Here is a 15,728-nt window from a genome sequence, read left to right as displayed (position 1 = left end):
GGCCGATCCTTCATTCAAATAAATCGAATGATGCCATCAAATCCAGGCGCCTTTGAACCGCCTTGGGCGCCCTAAAGTTCACTTCATCCGCTGCGCATACGGCGCGGCATCTGAAGGAGCCCGAAGGGCCAAGGAGTTCAACGATGTTGACGATTCGTAAATCCCAGGAACGCGGCTACGCCGATCACGGCTGGCTCAAGTCCTTTCACAGCTTCTCGTTCGCCGGCTACTACGACCCGGCCCACATGGGCTACGGCAACCTGCGCGTGATCAACGAAGACCGCGTGGCGGGTGGCGCCGGCTTCGGCACCCACGGTCACAAGGACATGGAGATCATCAGCTACGTGCTGTCGGGCGAACTGGCGCACAAGGACAGCATGGGCAATGTCGAGAGCATTCCGCCGGGCGACGTGCAGCGCATGAGCGCCGGCCGCGGTGTGATGCACAGCGAGTTCAACCACAAGGCCGACCAGACCACGCACTTCCTGCAGATCTGGATCCAGCCGAACGTCAAGGGCATCGAGCCCGGCTACGAGCAGAAGCAGTTCGACGCCGCCGACAAGCGTGGGCGCCTGCGCCTGGTGGCATCGCCGGACGGCAGTGATGGCTCGGTGACGGTGCATGCCGACGCGAGGCTGTACGCCGGCCTGCTCGACGGCGACGAGAAGGCATCGCTGACGCTCGATCCGTCGCGCAAGAGCTATGTGCACCTGGTGCGTGGCGAGCTCGAGGTCAATGGCGCGAAGCTGGCAACCGGTGACGCCGCGATGATCGAAGGCGAGACGCAACTGTCACTGAGCGCCGGCAACGACGCCGAAGTGCTGGTGTTCGACCTCGCCGCCTGATGTTCCCGCCGCTGCCCGTGGGCAGCGGTTTTTCTTGTTCAATTCTTATCAACCGCAGGAGTATTTCCATGTCCACCATCACCGCCAACCGCGCCCCCGGCGTCACCACCACCGGCAGCCAGGATGTCGTCGCCCTGATCGGGCGCGTGCTGATCGCCGCGCTCTTCATTCCGGCCGGCTTCGGCAAGCTCATGGGCTTTGCCGGCACCGTCGGCTACATCGGCTCGGTCGGGCTGCCGCTGCCGCAGGTCGCTGCCGCGCTGGCCATCCTGGTCGAACTCGGCCTGGGCATCATGCTGCTGGTCGGCTTCAAGACGCGCTGGACCGTCCTGGGCATTGCGCTGTTCACGCTGGTCGCCACCTTCGCCTTCCACAACTACTGGGCCATGCCGGCCGACAAGGCCTTCGTCAACCAGCTCATGTTCTTCAAGAACATCGCGGTGGTCGGCGGCCTGCTCACCGTCTGGGCCTTCGGTCCGGGCCGTCTGAGCGTCGACAAGCGCTGAGCGCTCGAGCCACCGCCTTTCCAACTCATCAGGAACACACATGTCCAAGATCGCCATCGTTTTTCATTCCGGCTATGGCCACACGCAGCGCGTTGCGCAGGCCGTCGCCGACGGCGCAGGCGCCGAGCTGATCACCATCGACGCCGACGGCAACCTGCCCGAAGGCGGCTGGGAAACGCTCAATGCGGCCGACGCCATCATCTTCGGCTCGCCCACCTACATGGGCGGTGCGAGCTGGCAGTTCAAGAAGTTCGCGGATGCCTCGTCCAAGGTCTGGTTCACCCGCGGCTGGCAGGACAAGGTCTTCGGCGGCTTCACGAACAGCGCAAGCCTGAACGGCGACAAGCAGGTCACGCTGCAGTACCTCAACACGCTGGCGTCGCAGCACGGCGGCGTGTGGGTGAGCCTGGGTTTGCCGCCGGCCAACACCAAGGCCGCCACGCGCAACGACGTGAACAACCTGGGTGGCTCGGTCGGCCTGCTGGTGCAGTCGCCGTCGGATGCCAGCGCTGCCGAAGTCCCGCAGGGCGACCTCGACACCGCGAAGCTCTACGGCGCGCGCGTGGCTGCCATCGCGGCTAAGCTTCGCGGCTGATCCACACCTCGATGCGCGGCCCGAGCCGCGCCGCCCCACGATGAACGAACTGCTCGTGCTCCAGCCCCACGACAAGGACCTCGGCGGTGGCTTCAAGGTCCGGCGCTTGCTGCCGGCCGCGAAGCGCCGTTCCGTGGGGCCCTTCGTCTTCTTCGACCACTTCGGCCCGGCCACCGAGACGCCGGGCAACCAGCACGACGTGCGGCCGCATCCGCACATCGGGCTGGCCACGGTCACCTATCTGTTCGAGGGCGCGATGATGCATCGCGACAGCCTCGGCAGCGTGCAGGAGATCCTGCCGGGCGCCATCAACTGGATGACCGCCGGGCGCGGCATCGTGCATTCGGAGCGCAAGCCCGAACGGTTGCTGGCTGACGAGTACGTCAACCATGGTCTGCAGCTGTGGGCGGCGCTGCCGCAGGCTTTCGAGGAGGTAGAGCCCAGCTTCATCCACACCGCGTCGAGCGCGATTCCCGAGTGCGAGGAGCAGGGCGCACAGGTGCGTGTGCTGATCGGCGAAGCCTTCGGCGCCGTGTCGCCGGTCAAGACCTTCGCACCCACGGTCTATCTCGACATGGCTTTGCAGGCGGGATCGAGCTTCGTGCTGCCAGCGCTGGCGGCCGAACTCGCGGTCTATGTCGTCGACGGGCACCTCGCCATCGACGGCACGCCGATCGACGCCCACACCATGGTGGCGCTGCCGGACGGGCAGGGCGCCACGCTGACGGCTGCGCAAGCCGTGCGGCTGGTGGTGATCGGCGGCGCGCCGCTCGACGGGCCGCGCTTCATCACCTGGAACTTCGTCTCGAGCCGGCGCGAACGCATCCTGCAGGCCGGCGACGACTGGGCCGCGCAACGCATGGGCCACGTGCCCGGCGAAACCGAATTCATCCCGCTGCCGGGCCACCCGTTCCAGGTGCAGAGCCCGACGCCGGACACGGGGACCACGCCGGTCTGAGCTGGCGCGGGATCAGCCCTTGCGGGCGAGGTCCGGGTCTTCGGCGGCCCGGGCGCTGGCGGCGTTGCCGGTCGCGCTCAGGTCGGGCGCCAGCGTGCGGCGCCCGTCGAACACGAAGCAGTCGCCGCGGTAGTGCGCACCACCGACTTCCTCGAAGTACTTGAGGATGCCGCCTTCGAGTTGCAGCACGTTGGCCACACCGGCTTCCCGCATCAGGATGGCCGCCTTCTCGCAGCGGATGCCCCCGGTGCAGAAGCTCACCACCGTCTTGCCCGCCAGTTCGTCCTTGTGCGCCAGCAGGGCGGGCGGGAATTCGGTGAACTTCGAGATGCGCCAGTCGATGGCGCCTTCGAAGGTGCCGTGGTCGACCTCGAAGGCATTGCGCGTGTCGAGCAGGGCGATCGGCTGGCCCGCGTCGTCGTGGCCCTGGTCGAGCCAGCGCTTGAGCGTGGCGGCCTCGACGCCCGGCGCGCGGCCGGCCGCGGGCTGGATCGCCGGATGGTCCATGCGGATGATCTCGCGCTTGACCTTCACCAGCATGCGGCGGAAGGGCTGCGTGGCGGACCAGCTTTCCTTGGTGTCGAGCGAGGCGAAGCGCGGGTCGGCACGCAGTTCCGCGACGAAGCCGCGGACGGCGTCCGGCTCACCCGCGAGAAAGAGGTTGATGCCTTCGGGCGCCACGAGGATGGTCCCCATGAGCGCGCGCGCACGGGCGTTGTCGAGCAGCGTGAGGCGCAGGGCGGCGGGGTCTTCGATGGCGCTGAAGAGATAAGCGGCGATGTTGAGGATGGGAAGCACGGGCGTGATTGTAAAAGTGCGCGCGTGGACCCACCGCGCGTGCAATGCCCCTCGGTTTGATGCGGCGCAAGCCGTTTGCCGATCAAAACGGCCTAGCATGCGGCCTGACCGTTCTGCGGCCTTTTTCCCTTCACGGACGACCCCCGCATGAGCATCCGCCTCCCTGTCCCCGACGCCCTTCGCCTGGTCGAGAGGCTCCTGCAGACGCAGCAGGTGCCCGACGACATCGCGCGTGACGTCGCCGAGCATCTGGTCGAATCCGACCGCGTGGGCTACGCGAGCCACGGCATCTCGATCCTGCCGGGCTACGCCAAGGCGCTGGCCGACGGCCAGCTCGACGGCACGGCGCGGCCGGAACTGCTGACCGACCGCGGCGCGTTCCAGGCCTGGCACGGCCACCACGGCTTCGGCCAGCACGTGGGCAAGCAGGTGATGGCCTCGGCCATCGATGCGGCGCGCAGCCATGGCCATTGCATCGTCACGCTGCGCGACAGCCATCATCTCGGCCGCATGGGGCACTACGGCGAGCAGGTGGCCGCGGCCGGCATGGTGTTGGCCGCCTTCACCAACGTGATCAACCGACCGCCCATTGTCGCGCCCTTCGGCGGCGCCGAGGCGCGGCTCACGACCAACCCGCTGTGCTTCGCCAGCCCGCTGCCGGATGGGCGCCCGCCGCTGATCGTCGACATGGCGACCAGCACCATCGCGCTCAACAAGGCGCGCGTGCTGGCCGACAACGGCGAATCGGCGCCGGCGGGCGCGCTGATCGATGCACAGGGCCACCCGACCCGCGACCCTGCCGTGATGTTCGGCAAGCCACCCGGTGCGCTGCTGCCTTTCGGCGCCCACAAGGGTTATGCGCTGGGCGTGGTGGCCGAACTGCTGGCCGGCGTGCTGTCGGGTGGCGGCACGATCCAGCCCGAGAACCCGCGCGCCGGTCTGGCCACCAACAACTTGTTCGCGCTGGTGTTCGACCCCGCATCGGCCGGCGCGCCGGCCTGGCAGGCGCACGAGGCCGGGGCGTTCATCGACTACTTGCTGTCGTGCCCGCCGCAGGACGGTGGCGAGGGCGTGCAGTACCCGGGCGAGTACGAGGCGCGTAACCGCGAGCGGCATGCCACCCACATCGAACTGGGGGAGGGGAGCTGGAAGGCGCTGGCGGACCTGGCGGCGCGGCTGGGCATCGACAGCGCCGCCTGATCGGCACTGCGCAGACGAGGGGCGCTCAGAAGCCTTCGGTCGTGACGGCGAAGCCGGTCCGGACCGCGTGGTCGACCAGGCTGTGCGTCTTGCGTGCGAGGCGCCACCAGCCCAACCCGACCAGCGCCGATGCCGCGGTGAGCGGCAGCGCCATCGGGTCGTCGAGCGCTGCCCAGACCGTCAGCCCGCAGAACAAGGCCCACACAATGGCCGCGCCTTCGGCGGTGTTCTCGCGCATCAGCAGAAACGGGACGGATTTCGGGTCGCCGTGCGCGCTGAAGAGACCATAGATGAAGGCCAGCACGGCGGTGCAACCGATGCCGAGCAGTTCGAGCCCCAGCACGACCGACGACGTGTCGTCCGCGGTGCGCAGCAGCGTGTGCATCGCGATGCACACCGCCAGCGCGCCACCGACGTGGAGTGCGAAGGTCCGCAGCAGCCAATAACACCGTACGAGCATCGCCTGTTCCTGGTGGTTCGCGACGCCGAAAATGCCTCGGCGTCTCAGCGATTCTGGATGGCTTCGGCCGGGCGCGCGGCCCTCCTTCGGCATAAGTTCACGTCCCCTGGGGGTATCGCTTTCGACCGATGCGAAATGGCGACGCGACCCTGCTGCGCAAGCGGTGGTGAATGCTGCCTAGCACACGCCGGTGCACCCCGCCCGGGCAGTCGGCTTCCTACAATGACGCGATGTTCGTGCACCTGCGTCTCCACACCGAATTCTCCGTCGTCGACGGTACCAACCGCATCGACGAAGTCGTCGCCGCCGCCAAGGCCGACCGCCAGCCCGCGCTGGCCATCACCGACCTGAACAACCTGTTCGGCGGCGTCAAGTTCTACAAGGAAGCGCGCGGCGCCGGGGTCAAGCCGGTGCTGGGCGCCGAAGTCTTTGTCGACGGGCTGGGCGAGCCCGGCGCGCTCACCCGCATCATCCTGCTGGTGCAGAACACCGAGGGCTATCTGCACCTCTCCGAGCTGCTGGCGCGCGCCTGGACGCAGAACGTGAGCCGCGGGCAGGCGCAACCGGCCTGCAAGCTGGCGTGGCTGCAGGAACTCAATGGCGGGCTGATCGCGCTGTCGGGCGCGCAGGCCGGCCCGTTGGGCGCTGCGCTGCTGCAAGGGCAGGCGGAGCGCGCGGCCGAAGTCGCGCTGCAGCTCGCGGGCCTGTTCCCGCATCGCTTCTACATCGAGCTGCAGCGCGCCGGTCGGCCGGAAGACGAGCCGCATGTGATCGCGGCCGTGCAACTGGCCGCGCGGCTGAGCCTGCCGGTGGTGGCCACGCACCCGGTGCAGTTCGCCCAGCCCGACGACTTCGAGGCGCACGAGGCGCGCGTCTGTATCTCCGAGGGCGAAATCCTCGGCAACCCGCGTCGCGTGCGCAAATTCACCCGCGACCAGTACTTCAAATCGGCCGCCGAGATGGAGTCGCTCTTCGCCGACGTGCCGAGCGCCATCGCCAACACGGTCGAGATCGCCAAGCGCTGCAATCTGACGCTGGTGCTCGGCAAGCCGCAGCTGCCTGACTTTCCGACGCCCTTCGTCAGCGACGGCGTGCGCATGCCGATCGACGAGTTCTTCCGCGTCGAATCCTTCGAGGGTCTCGAGGCGCGCCTGGCGCACCTCTACCCGGACGTGGCCAAGCGCGACGCCGAGCGACCCCGCTATGTCGAGCGGCTCGAGTTCGAGATCAACACGATTTTGAAGATGGGCTTTCCCGGCTACTTCCTGATCGTGGGCGACTTCATCAAGTGGGCCAAGGGCAACGGCTGCCCGGTCGGCCCGGGCCGGGGGTCGGGGGCAGGATCGCTGGTGGCCTACGCGCTGAAGATCACCGACCTGGACCCGCTCGAATACAACCTGCTGTTCGAACGTTTCCTGAACCCCGAACGCGTTTCGATGCCCGACTTCGACATCGACTTCTGCCAGGGCAACCGCGACCGCGTGATCGACTACGTGAAGGACAAGTACGGCCGCGACGCCGTCAGCCAGATCGCCACCTTCGGCACGATGGCCGCACGCGCCGCCATCCGCGACGTGGGCCGCGTGCTGGACATGAGCTACATGTTCTGCGACGGCATCAGCAAGCTCATCCCGAACAAGCCGGGCAAGCCGGTGACGATCCAGTACCCGCCGGCCAATCTGTCAGAAGCCGACAAGGAGAAGTACGCGATCGCCGCCGAGCCGCTGCTCGCCGCCCGCATCGAGAAGGAAGAGGAAGTGCGCATGCTCGTCGAGCTCGCGCAGAAGCTCGAAGGCATGACCCGCAACATCGGCATGCACGCGGGCGGTGTGCTCATCGCGCCGGGCAAGCTGACCGACTTCACGCCGCTCTACCAGCAGCCGGGCAGTGACTCGGCCGTGAGCCAGTACGACAAGGACGACGTGGAGGCCGTGGGCCTGGTCAAGTTCGACTTCTTGGGCCTGGCCACGCTGACCATCCTGGAGATCGCACGCGAGTTCATCGCCAAGCGCCACAAGGGCCAGGAGGGCTTCAACTACGAGGACATCAAGCTCGACGATGCGGCCACCTACCGGCTCTTCTCCGACGGCAAGACCGAGGCGGTGTTCCAGTTCGAATCGCGCGGCATGCAGGGCATGCTCAAGGACGCGCGGCCGACCCGGCTGGAAGACCTGATCGCGTTGAACGCGTTGTACCGACCCGGCCCGATGGACCTGATCCCCAGCTTCGTGGCGCGCAAGCACGGCCGCGAGGAGGTCGAGTACCCGCATCCGGCGGTGGCCCACATGCTGTCCGAGACCTACGGGATCATGGTCTACCAGGAACAGGTGATGCAGACCGCGCAGATCCTGGGCGGCTACAGCCTGGGCGGCGCCGACCTGTTGCGCCGCGCGATGGGCAAGAAGAAGGCCGAAGAAATGGCCGAGCACCGCGAGAAGTTCCGCGCCGGCGCATTGGCCACGCACGGCATCGTCCAGGAGAAGGCCGACGAGATCTTCGACTTGATGGAGAAGTTCGCGGGCTACGGCTTCAACAAGTCGCACGCCGCCGCCTACTCGCTGCTGGCGTACCACACGGGCTGGCTCAAGGTCCACTACACGGCGGAGTTCTACTGCGCGAACATGACCGTGGAAATGGACGACACCGACAAGCTCAAGGTGCTGTTCGAGGACGCGGTCAAGAACTTCGGCATGACGTTCGAGCCGCCGGACGTGAACCGCGGCCGTTACCGCTTCGAGCCGGTCACCGACAAGGTGATCCGCTACGGGTTGGGCGCGGTGAAGGGCACCGGCCAACTGGCGGTGGAAGCCATCGTCAAGGCGCGGGAAGAGGGCGGCCCCTTCACCAGCCTGTTCAACTTCTGCGTGCGCATCGATCGCCAGCGCATCAACAAGCGCACGGTCGAAGCGCTGATCAAGGCCGGCGCCTTCGACGCCATCCAACAGAACCGCGCGTCGCTGGTCGCGTCGATCGATCGCGCCTTCGACTTCGCCGCGGCGACCGACGCGAACGCCGCGCAGGTCGACATCTTCGGCGACTGCGAGCACGGCTCTGCCGCGCAGGAGCCGGACCTGGTCGAGGCCACGCCCTGGGGAGTGAAGGAGCGTTTGACCTATGAGAAGACCGCCGTCGGCTTCTACCTGTCGGGCCACCTGTTCGACGAAGTGGCGCACGAGGTGCGGCGCTTCTGCAAGCGGCCGATCGACGAGCTGATGGACGGCCGCGAGCAACAGGTCATCGCCGGCATCGTGAGCGACCTGCGGGTCATCAACGGGCAACGCGGCCGGCTGGCGATCTTCAAGCTCGACGACAAGTCCGATTCGATCGAGGCGACGGCGGACCAGGCCGTGCTCGACGCCAACCGCAACACGCTCAAGGACGACGAACTCGTCATCGTCAGCGGCCGGCTGCAGCCTGGTCGCGGCGGCTTCGAGGCGCGCTTCCAGGTGCAGCAGGTCTGGGACCTCGCCGCCGCGCGCTGCCGCTTCGGCAAGTTCCTGCGGGTGGCGGTGAACGGCAAGGCGCCGGACATCGCCCGGCTGGTGAAGGACTTTCCGCCGCGCATCGAGGTGAGCGAGGCGGGGGAGCTGCGCAACGGGCTGCCGGTGCGTCTTTCGCTGGCGCGCAACGGGGCGCAGGTGGAACTGCAACTGGGGGAAAGCGCCAAGTTCTTCCCGACCGATGCCGCGCTGGCCAGCTGGACCGCGCAGGCCGAGGCCGGGAAGGCCGCCGTCGTCTACGACTGAGGGCGGCGATCCGCTGGCTCAGCTCAGCGTTTCGGCCGAAGCTCGAGGATGAGCGAAGGCGGGACGCGGCCGTCCACATCGCGCGGCAGCTTCTCGGTCTTCTGCAGTGCGCGCAGCGCCGCCTGGTCCCAGGCGGGCAGCCCGCTCGACTTGAGGAGCTTCGGCGTGCCGACGATGGTGCCGTCGGGCGCCAGACGCACGTCGAACTCGGCGGCTGGGTTGCCGCTGACCAGGTCGGCATCGGGAAACACCACGTTCGGTCGGACCACGGCAGCCACCTTGCCGCCGTAGCTGCCCGAAGGGCCCGACGACTTGAGCGCGGTACCCGTGGCGCTGTCGCTGCCACTGGCGCCGGCCAGGCCCTGCATGCGCTTGAGCGTGGCGGCGCGGTCGGCGGCGGCCTGCTTGGCGTCTGCTTCCTTCTTCTTGGCGGCGGCCGCAGCGGCGGCTTCGGCCTGCTGCTGCTGCTTGGCCTCGGCTTCCTTCTTCTTGCGTGCTTCGAGCTGGGCCTTTTCCTTGGCCTCCTGACGCGCCTCGGCCTCTTCCTCGGCGCGACGCTTGGCCTCGAGTTCCTTCTTCTCCTGGGCGGCCTTGCGGGCGGCCTCGGCCTTCGCCTGCTGCTGTTTGGCCTGCGCCAGTTCGCGCTCCTTCTGTTCTTTCTGTTCCTTCAACTTCTTCTCGCGCTCGAGCGCGATGTCGGGCTCGCGCGGCGGGGGCGGTTCGGGGGCGCGTACCTGCGGCGGCGGTGGGGGGGGCGGGGGTGGAGGAGGCGCCGGTGTCGGTGCCGGCGCGGGCGCCGGGGTCGGCGCAGGTGGCTGCGACAGGCGCGGCGCGGCTTGCTGGACCGTGGTCGACCAGATTTCCGCTTCGACCGCATCGCTTTCCGTGTCGCGCTTCCAGTTCACGCCCCAGGTCAGCGCAGCGATCAGCGCCACGTGCGCGACCAGGGCGAGCGCAATGGCGCGCGGCGTGCCGCGCGGCGGTGGGGGAGCGAACTCGGGGCGGTCTGCTGCGAGCGACATGCCTTACTTCGCGCCCGTCGTCGTGACCGAAAGGCCGACGCGCTCGACGCCGGCGCGCTTGAGTTCGTTCATCGCCTTCACGACTGTCTCGTACTTCACCGTCTTGTCGGCGCTGATGACCACGGGGCGCTGCGCGTCGCCATCTTGCGCCGCCTTCACGGCCGCACCGATCTGCGTGAAGGGCACGTTGGTGCCGCCGCTGCCGGTGGAGGGGTCCTTCTTGACCTGGATCTCGTCGTCGGTCTTGATGACGATCTCGATCGGCTTGTCGGGCTGCTTGTTGGCGCGGTCGACACTGGGCAGGTTGATCACGCTCGGCGTGATGAGGGGTGCGGTGACCATGAAGATGATCAGCAGCACCAGCATCACGTCGATGAACGGGACCATGTTGATCTCGTTGATCGTGCGGCGGCCGCGGCCGCGGGAGGAAACGCCGGGCATGGGGTCGGTCCGTTCTTGGCTGGATCAGCGGCCGGTGGCCGAGCCCTGCGACGCCACGTGCGTCGACAGGTTGCGCTGCAGGATGTTGGAGAACTCTTCGGTGAAGGTCTCCAGCGCGATGGCGATCTTGTCGATCTCGCGGGCGAATCGGTTGTAGCCGACCACCGCGGGAATCGCGGCGAACAGGCCGATGGCGGTGGCGACCAGCGCCTCGGCGATGCCGGGCGCCACGCTGGCGAGCGTCACCTGGGCGAGCGCGGCCAAGCCGGTGAACGCATGCATGATCCCCCACACCGTGCCGAACAGGCCGACGTAGGGCGACACCGAGCCGACCGTCGCCAGGAAGGACAGGTTGGATTCGGCCACGTCCATCTCGCGCTGGAAGCTCGCGCGCATCGCGCGGCGGGCGCCGTCGAGCAGGGTGGGCGCATCGGAGACGTTGCGCTCGCGCAGCTTCTGGTATTCGCGCATGCCGGAGGCGAAGATGCGCTCCATCGGGCCGGCGAACTTGGCGTTCTGCGCAGCCGACGAGAACAGCTCGTTCAGGCTGGTACCCGACCAGAACTCGCGCTCGAAATCGTCGTTGAGCGCGCGCATGCGCTTGAGCGCGAAGTACTTGCGGATGATGGCGGCCCAGCTCGCGATCGAGATGCCGATCAGCAGCGCCACGACCAGTTGCACGACGAAGCTGGCGTGCAGCAGGAGGTTGATGATCGAGAGGTCTTGGTTGTTCATGGCTTCAACGGTTGGGAGATGGAGCGGCATTCGCGCTCGAGGGTTCCCGCGACATCGGCAGGAATGCGCGACGGCCGCAGGGTGGCGGCGTCGACCCAGCCGATGCGGATCGTGCCTTCGCACAGCAGCAGGGTCGGCTCGTCCTTGGAGAGCACGCGCTGGGCGATTGTGGCCGACGCGGCGCCGGTCTGACGCAACTCGGCCGTAACAAGCAGTTCGTCGTCGAGGCGGGCCGGCCGGTGGTACTTGAGTTGCGTCTCGCTCACGACGAACATGCCGCCGCTTTGCTCGCGCAGCGCCTGCTGCCCGATGCCGAGGGAACGCAGCCACTCGGTGCGCGCGCGTTCCATGAACTTCAGGTAGTTGGCGTAGAACACGATGCCGCCGGCATCGGTGTCTTCCCAGTAGATGCGGATCGGGAACTGGAAACTCATCCGGCCAGTGTCTTCAGTCGCGCGATGGCTTCTTCGAGGTGCGCCATCGAGCTGGCCGTCGAGAATCGGACGAAGCGCGCCGTCTTGGCCGTGCCGAAGTCGCGGCCAGGCGTGACGGCGACGTGCGCACGCTTCATCAGCTCGAAGGAAAAGTCCCAGCTGCCGTCGATGCCGAGTTGGCGCGCGAAGGCGGAGCAATCGGCCCAGGCGTAGAACGCACCGTCGGGCACCACCGGCACGTCGAGGCCCAGCGCGTTCAGCTGCGGAATGAACCAGTCACGCCGCGCCTTGAATTCCGCACGGCGGCGTTCGTACTCGGCGATGCTCTCCGCCTCGAAGCAGGCGAGCGCTGCGTACTGCGCGACCGTGCTGGCGCAGATGAACAGGTTCTGCGCGAGCCGTTCGACCGCCGGAACGATGGCGTCGGGCACCACCAGCCAGCCGAGGCGCCAACCGGTCATGTTGAAGTACTTGCTGAAGCTGTTGATGCTGATGACCTGGTCGTCGATGGCGAGCGCAGTCTGGCCGAACTGGTCGTCGTGCGACAGACCGAGATAGATCTCGTCGATCAACGTGATGCCGCCGCGCTGGGATACCACTTCGTGGATGCGGCGCAGTTCGTCCGGTGCGATCGAGGTGCCCGTGGGGTTCGAAGGCGACGCCAGCAGCACGCCGCGCGTCTTGTCGGTCCAGGCGGCTTCGACCTTGTCTGCGCTCAGCTGGAAGCGTTCGGCGGCCGTGGTCGGCACGAGAACGGCACGGCCGTCGGCCGCCGTCACGAAATGCCGGTTGCAGGGGTAGCTGGGGTCGGGCAGCAGGATCTCGTCGCCGGCTTCGATCAGCGCCAGGCAGGCCAGCTGCAAGGCGGCGGAGGCGCCAGCGGTGATCACGATGCGCCGGGCCGGCACCTCGACGCCGAAGCGCTGGCGGTACCAGTCGCTGATGCGCTCGCGCAGCAGGTCGAGGCCCATGGCCTGCGTGTATTGCGTGGCGCCGGCGCGCACGGCGCGCATGGCCGCTTCCTGCACCAGCGGCGGCGCGGTGAAATCCGGCTCGCCGATGTTCAGGAAGATCATCGGGCGGTCGGTCGTGGCGACTTCGCGGGCCAGTGCACCGGCGGCCTTCGCGACCTCCATCACATAGAAGGGTTCGATCTTCTCGGCACGCGAAGAGATCCTCATGCGCGCGCCTTTCCGGACGCGCGATCCGCTTCGACCTCCAGGCTGCGCAGCTGCGGCGCCAGGCCGTTGAGCACGGCGTTGACGTACTTGTGGCCGTCGGTGCCGCCGAATTCCTTGGCGAGCTCGATGCATTCGTTGAGCACCACGCGCCACGGCACGTCGAGGCAGTGCTTGAACTCGTAGACGCCGATCCACATCACGGCATGTTCGACCGGCGAGATCTCGGCCAGCTTGCGGTCGAGCAGCGGCACGATCATCGCGTCGAGTTCGCTCTCCTCGCGGATCGAGCCGTGCAGCAGGGCGTCGTAGTGCGCGGCATCGGCCTTGTGGAAGCCGGCCAGGTCGCGCGTGAAATGGTCGATGTCGGTCGGGTCGTTGTGGCCCACCAGATGCTGGTACAGCGCCTGAAGGGCGAACTCGCGCGAGCGGCTGCGGTTGGACTTGGCGGCGGCCTTGCGTGCGCCGGTGGCCGTCAGGCCCGTGCGGCTTTGACGCGGCTTGGCGCTGGTTTCTTTGGGGGAGGAGTCGGTCATTTGAGCGTTGCCAGGAGGCGCGCCATCTCGACGGCGACCCGGGCTGCGTCGCGACCCTTGTCGGTCTGCCGCGCCACGGCCTGTTGGAGGTTTTCGGTGGTGAGGATCGCGTTGGCGATCGGCAGGTGCCCATCGAGCGCGACGCGGCTGACGCTCGCGCCGGACTCGTTGGCGACGAGCTCGAAGTGGTAGGTCTCGCCGCGGATGATGCAGCCCAGCGCCACCAGCGCGTGGTAGCCGCCGCGCCGCGCCATGGCCTGCAGCACGATGGGCACTTCGAGGGCGCCCGGCACCTGGACATGGTCGATGTCGTCCTCTTCCACGCCCAGCGCGATGAGTTCGCGCAGGCAGGCCTTCGCGAGTGCGTCGGTGATGTCCGCGTTGAAACGCGCCTGCACCACGCCGATGCGGAGGCCCTTGCCGTCGAGTGGCGCGTCGGCGCCCTTGTTTGCATGAAGCACGATGTCAGTCCTTGTGGATGTAGCCGGTGATTTCGATGCCGTAGCCCGCCGCCATGCTGGGCATGCGGCGCGGTGTGCCCAGCAGTTGCATCTTGTGCACGCCGCAATCGCGCAGGATCTGTGCGCCCACGCCATAAGTGCGCAGGTCCATGCGGCCGCGCTCGGGCGCCTGCGCGGGGCGCGCGGTGCCATCGAACTGGGCCAGCAACTCTTCGCCGGTTTCTCCGCAGTTCAGCAGCACGGCGACGCCCTTGTTCTGCGACGCGATGTAGGCCAGGCTGGCGTCCAGGCTCCACGAATGGAGCGAGCGGTTGACCTCGAGCGCGTCGAGCACCGACAGCGGTTCGTGCACGCGCACGGCCACAGCCTCGTCGGGGCCCCAGCTGCCGCGCACCAGCGCCAGGTGCACGCCGTTGCTCGGCTTGTCCTGGAAGGCGTGGGCGATGAAGCTGCCCCAGGCGGTGTTGATCTCGCGCGAGCCGACCTTGCGCACGAGTGACTCGGTGCGGCTGCGGTGCTCGATCAGGGCGGCGATGGTGCCGATCTTCAGGCCGTGTTCGGCGGCGAAGATCTGCAGATCGGGCAGCCGCGCCATGGTGCCGTCCTCGTTCATCACCTCGCAGATGACGGAGGCCGGCGAGCAGCCGGCCATGGCGGCCAGGTCGCAGCCTGCTTCGGTGTGGCCGGCGCGCATCAGCACGCCGCCGTCGACCGCCTGCAGCGGAAAGATGTGGCCGGGCTGCACCAGGTCGGCGGCGACGGCATTGCGGGCGACGGCCGCCTGCACGGTGCGCGCGCGGTCGGCGGCCGAGATGCCGGTCGTCACGCCCTCGGCGGCTTCGATCGACACCGTGAAGGCGGTGGAGTGCTTGGCGCCGTTGCGCGCCACCATCGGCGGCAGGTTCAGCCGCTCGCACATGTCGCGCGACAGGGTCAGGCAGATCAGGCCGCGGGCGTGGCGCGCCATGAAGTTGATCGAGTCTGCCGTGATGTGGTCGGCCGCGATGACGATGTCGCCTTCGTTCTCGCGGTCTTCCTCGTCCACCAGGATGACCATGCGGCCGGCGGCGAGCTCGGCCACGATCTCGCTCACGGGCGAGATGGGCGCGGGCGTGCGTCCGTTGCGGGTGCCCGCGATGGGCGTGACGGAGGCGTTCATGGTGTGTCTTTCTGCGGAACGGGGAGGGCGCCGGCCTGGAGCATGCGCTCCACGTAGCGCGCCACGGTGTCGATCTCGAGGTTCACTGCGCTGCCCGCCTGCAAGGTGCCGAGCGAGGTGTTCTCCACCGTGTGGGGGATGAGGTTGATGCTGATCTCGCTGCCGTCGGCCGTGTCGGTCACGGTGTTCACCGTCAGGCTCACGCCGTTGACGGTGATCGAACCCTTGTACGCCAGGAACCGGGCCAGCGCCTGCGGCGCCAGGATGCGCAGTTCCCAGCTTTCGCCGACGGGTGCGAAGCGCGTCACGCGGCCGATGCCGTCGACGTGGCCCGACACGATATGCCCGCCCAGCCGGTCGTCCGCGCGCAGTGCCTTTTCGAGGTTGACCGAGGCATCCTCTTGAGCGAGGCCGGCGGTCTTGTCGAGCGATTCGGCAGAGATGTCGATGGTGAACTGCTGCTGCGCCGGGTCGAGCGTGGTGACCGTCATGCAGGCGCCGTTGAGCGCAATGCTGTCGCCGAGGCCGACGTCGTCGAGATAGCCCGGCGGTACGGCGATGCTGAGGCGCTTGCCGTGAGAGGAGGAGCTTCCGAGGTTGCGTACGGCGGCGATGCGCCCTACGCCGGTGATGATGCCGGTGAACATTCCCGCA

At 67.8% G+C, this 15,728-nt stretch carries 17 protein-coding genes; 6 read left to right on the top strand and 11 right to left on the bottom strand.

The window, feature by feature from the left end:
* Window positions 1-143 precede the first annotated feature (143 nt).
* The 4 genes from ACSFA0_RS12680 to ACSFA0_RS12665 all read left to right on the top strand — a co-directional run bounded on the left by ACSFA0_RS12680 (window position 144) and on the right by ACSFA0_RS12665 (window position 2,904).
* Complete coding sequence (locus tag ACSFA0_RS12680) at window positions 144-845, top strand: pirin family protein (protein ID WP_435450522.1); 702 nt, start codon at window positions 144-146, stop codon at window positions 843-845.
* Window positions 846-913: 68 nt separating this feature from the next.
* Window positions 914-1,351 (top strand): DoxX family protein, encoded by a 438-nt coding sequence (locus ACSFA0_RS12675; RefSeq protein WP_435450521.1) that lies wholly within the window; start codon window positions 914-916, stop codon window positions 1,349-1,351.
* A 40-nt stretch (window positions 1,352-1,391) separates the two neighbouring features.
* Window positions 1,392-1,946 carry a flavodoxin family protein gene (locus tag ACSFA0_RS12670; RefSeq protein ID WP_435450520.1) on the top strand — a complete coding sequence of 185 codons (555 nt, stop codon included), beginning with the start codon at window positions 1,392-1,394 and terminating at the stop codon, window positions 1,944-1,946.
* A 40-nt stretch (window positions 1,947-1,986) separates the two neighbouring features.
* Window positions 1,987-2,904 carry a pirin family protein gene (locus tag ACSFA0_RS12665; RefSeq protein ID WP_435450519.1) on the top strand — a complete coding sequence of 306 codons (918 nt, stop codon included), beginning with the start codon at window positions 1,987-1,989 and terminating at the stop codon, window positions 2,902-2,904.
* Between the two features lie 12 nt (window positions 2,905-2,916).
* Here ACSFA0_RS12665 and ACSFA0_RS12660 read toward each other — a convergent pair whose 3' ends face one another.
* Window positions 2,917-3,702 (bottom strand): sulfurtransferase, encoded by a 786-nt coding sequence (locus ACSFA0_RS12660; protein ID WP_435450518.1) that lies wholly within the window; start codon window positions 3,700-3,702, stop codon window positions 2,917-2,919.
* A gap of 153 nt (window positions 3,703-3,855) precedes the next feature.
* Between ACSFA0_RS12660 and ACSFA0_RS12655 the strand changes: the two genes are divergently transcribed.
* Window positions 3,856-4,902, top strand: a complete 1,047-nt coding sequence (locus ACSFA0_RS12655) for an Ldh family oxidoreductase (RefSeq protein WP_435450968.1) — start codon at window positions 3,856-3,858, stop codon at window positions 4,900-4,902.
* Window positions 4,903-4,927: 25 nt separating this feature from the next.
* Here the strand turns inward: ACSFA0_RS12655 and ACSFA0_RS12650 are convergent, their stop codons facing one another.
* The gene (locus ACSFA0_RS12650; RefSeq protein ID WP_435450517.1) at window positions 4,928-5,362 is read right to left on the bottom strand and encodes a hypothetical protein; all 435 of its coding nucleotides are present in this window, start codon (window positions 5,360-5,362) and stop codon (window positions 4,928-4,930) included.
* Window positions 5,363-5,592: 230 nt separating this feature from the next.
* Here ACSFA0_RS12650 and dnaE point away from each other — a divergent pair, with 230 nt between their 5' ends.
* Window positions 5,593-9,108, top strand: a complete 3,516-nt coding sequence (gene dnaE / locus ACSFA0_RS12645) for a DNA polymerase III subunit alpha (protein ID WP_435450516.1) — start codon at window positions 5,593-5,595, stop codon at window positions 9,106-9,108.
* A 23-nt stretch (window positions 9,109-9,131) separates the two neighbouring features.
* Here dnaE and tolA read toward each other — a convergent pair whose 3' ends face one another.
* From tolA to ACSFA0_RS12600, 9 genes are read right to left on the bottom strand one after another with little or no spacing between them, the layout of a single operon-like run.
* A complete protein-coding gene (gene tolA / locus ACSFA0_RS12640; protein WP_435450515.1) occupies window positions 9,132-10,130 on the bottom strand; it encodes a cell envelope integrity protein TolA in 999 nt (332 codons plus the stop codon).
* Window positions 10,131-10,133: 3 nt separating this feature from the next.
* The gene (locus ACSFA0_RS12635) at window positions 10,134-10,571 is read right to left on the bottom strand and encodes an ExbD/TolR family protein (RefSeq protein WP_435450514.1); all 438 of its coding nucleotides are present in this window, start codon (window positions 10,569-10,571) and stop codon (window positions 10,134-10,136) included.
* A gap of 24 nt (window positions 10,572-10,595) precedes the next feature.
* Window positions 10,596-11,306 (bottom strand): protein TolQ, encoded by a 711-nt coding sequence (tolQ, locus tag ACSFA0_RS12630; protein ID WP_435450513.1) that lies wholly within the window; start codon window positions 11,304-11,306, stop codon window positions 10,596-10,598.
* Window positions 11,303-11,740, bottom strand: coding sequence for a tol-pal system-associated acyl-CoA thioesterase (gene ybgC, locus ACSFA0_RS12625; RefSeq protein WP_435450512.1), 438 nt, complete (start codon window positions 11,738-11,740; stop codon window positions 11,303-11,305). Before ybgC ends, tolQ begins: the two co-directional genes overlap by 4 nt.
* Window positions 11,737-12,921, bottom strand: a complete 1,185-nt coding sequence (locus ACSFA0_RS12620) for a pyridoxal phosphate-dependent aminotransferase (RefSeq protein ID WP_435450511.1) — start codon at window positions 12,919-12,921, stop codon at window positions 11,737-11,739. Before ACSFA0_RS12620 ends, ybgC begins: the two co-directional genes overlap by 4 nt.
* Complete coding sequence (gene nusB, locus ACSFA0_RS12615) at window positions 12,918-13,454, bottom strand: transcription antitermination factor NusB (RefSeq protein ID WP_435450510.1); 537 nt, start codon at window positions 13,452-13,454, stop codon at window positions 12,918-12,920. Before nusB ends, ACSFA0_RS12620 begins: the two co-directional genes overlap by 4 nt.
* Window positions 13,451-13,915, bottom strand: coding sequence for a 6,7-dimethyl-8-ribityllumazine synthase (ribH, locus tag ACSFA0_RS12610; RefSeq protein ID WP_435450509.1), 465 nt, complete (start codon window positions 13,913-13,915; stop codon window positions 13,451-13,453). Before ribH ends, nusB begins: the two co-directional genes overlap by 4 nt.
* Before the next feature lie 4 nt (window positions 13,916-13,919).
* Window positions 13,920-15,074, bottom strand: coding sequence for a bifunctional 3,4-dihydroxy-2-butanone-4-phosphate synthase/GTP cyclohydrolase II (ribBA, locus tag ACSFA0_RS12605; protein ID WP_435450508.1), 1,155 nt, complete (start codon window positions 15,072-15,074; stop codon window positions 13,920-13,922).
* The gene (locus ACSFA0_RS12600) at window positions 15,071-15,721 is read right to left on the bottom strand and encodes a riboflavin synthase (RefSeq protein WP_435450507.1); all 651 of its coding nucleotides are present in this window, start codon (window positions 15,719-15,721) and stop codon (window positions 15,071-15,073) included. The genes ribBA and ACSFA0_RS12600 overlap by 4 nt, the downstream gene beginning before the upstream one ends.
* Window positions 15,722-15,728: the final 7 nt, after the last annotated feature.

Origin of the sequence: Variovorax restrictus (assembly GCF_051216715.1) — a bacterium.
Classification (GTDB): domain Bacteria; phylum Pseudomonadota; class Gammaproteobacteria; order Burkholderiales; family Burkholderiaceae_C; genus Variovorax.
Note: the sequence above shows the minus strand (reverse complement) of the source record. Positions and strands in the feature narration are given on the sequence as shown.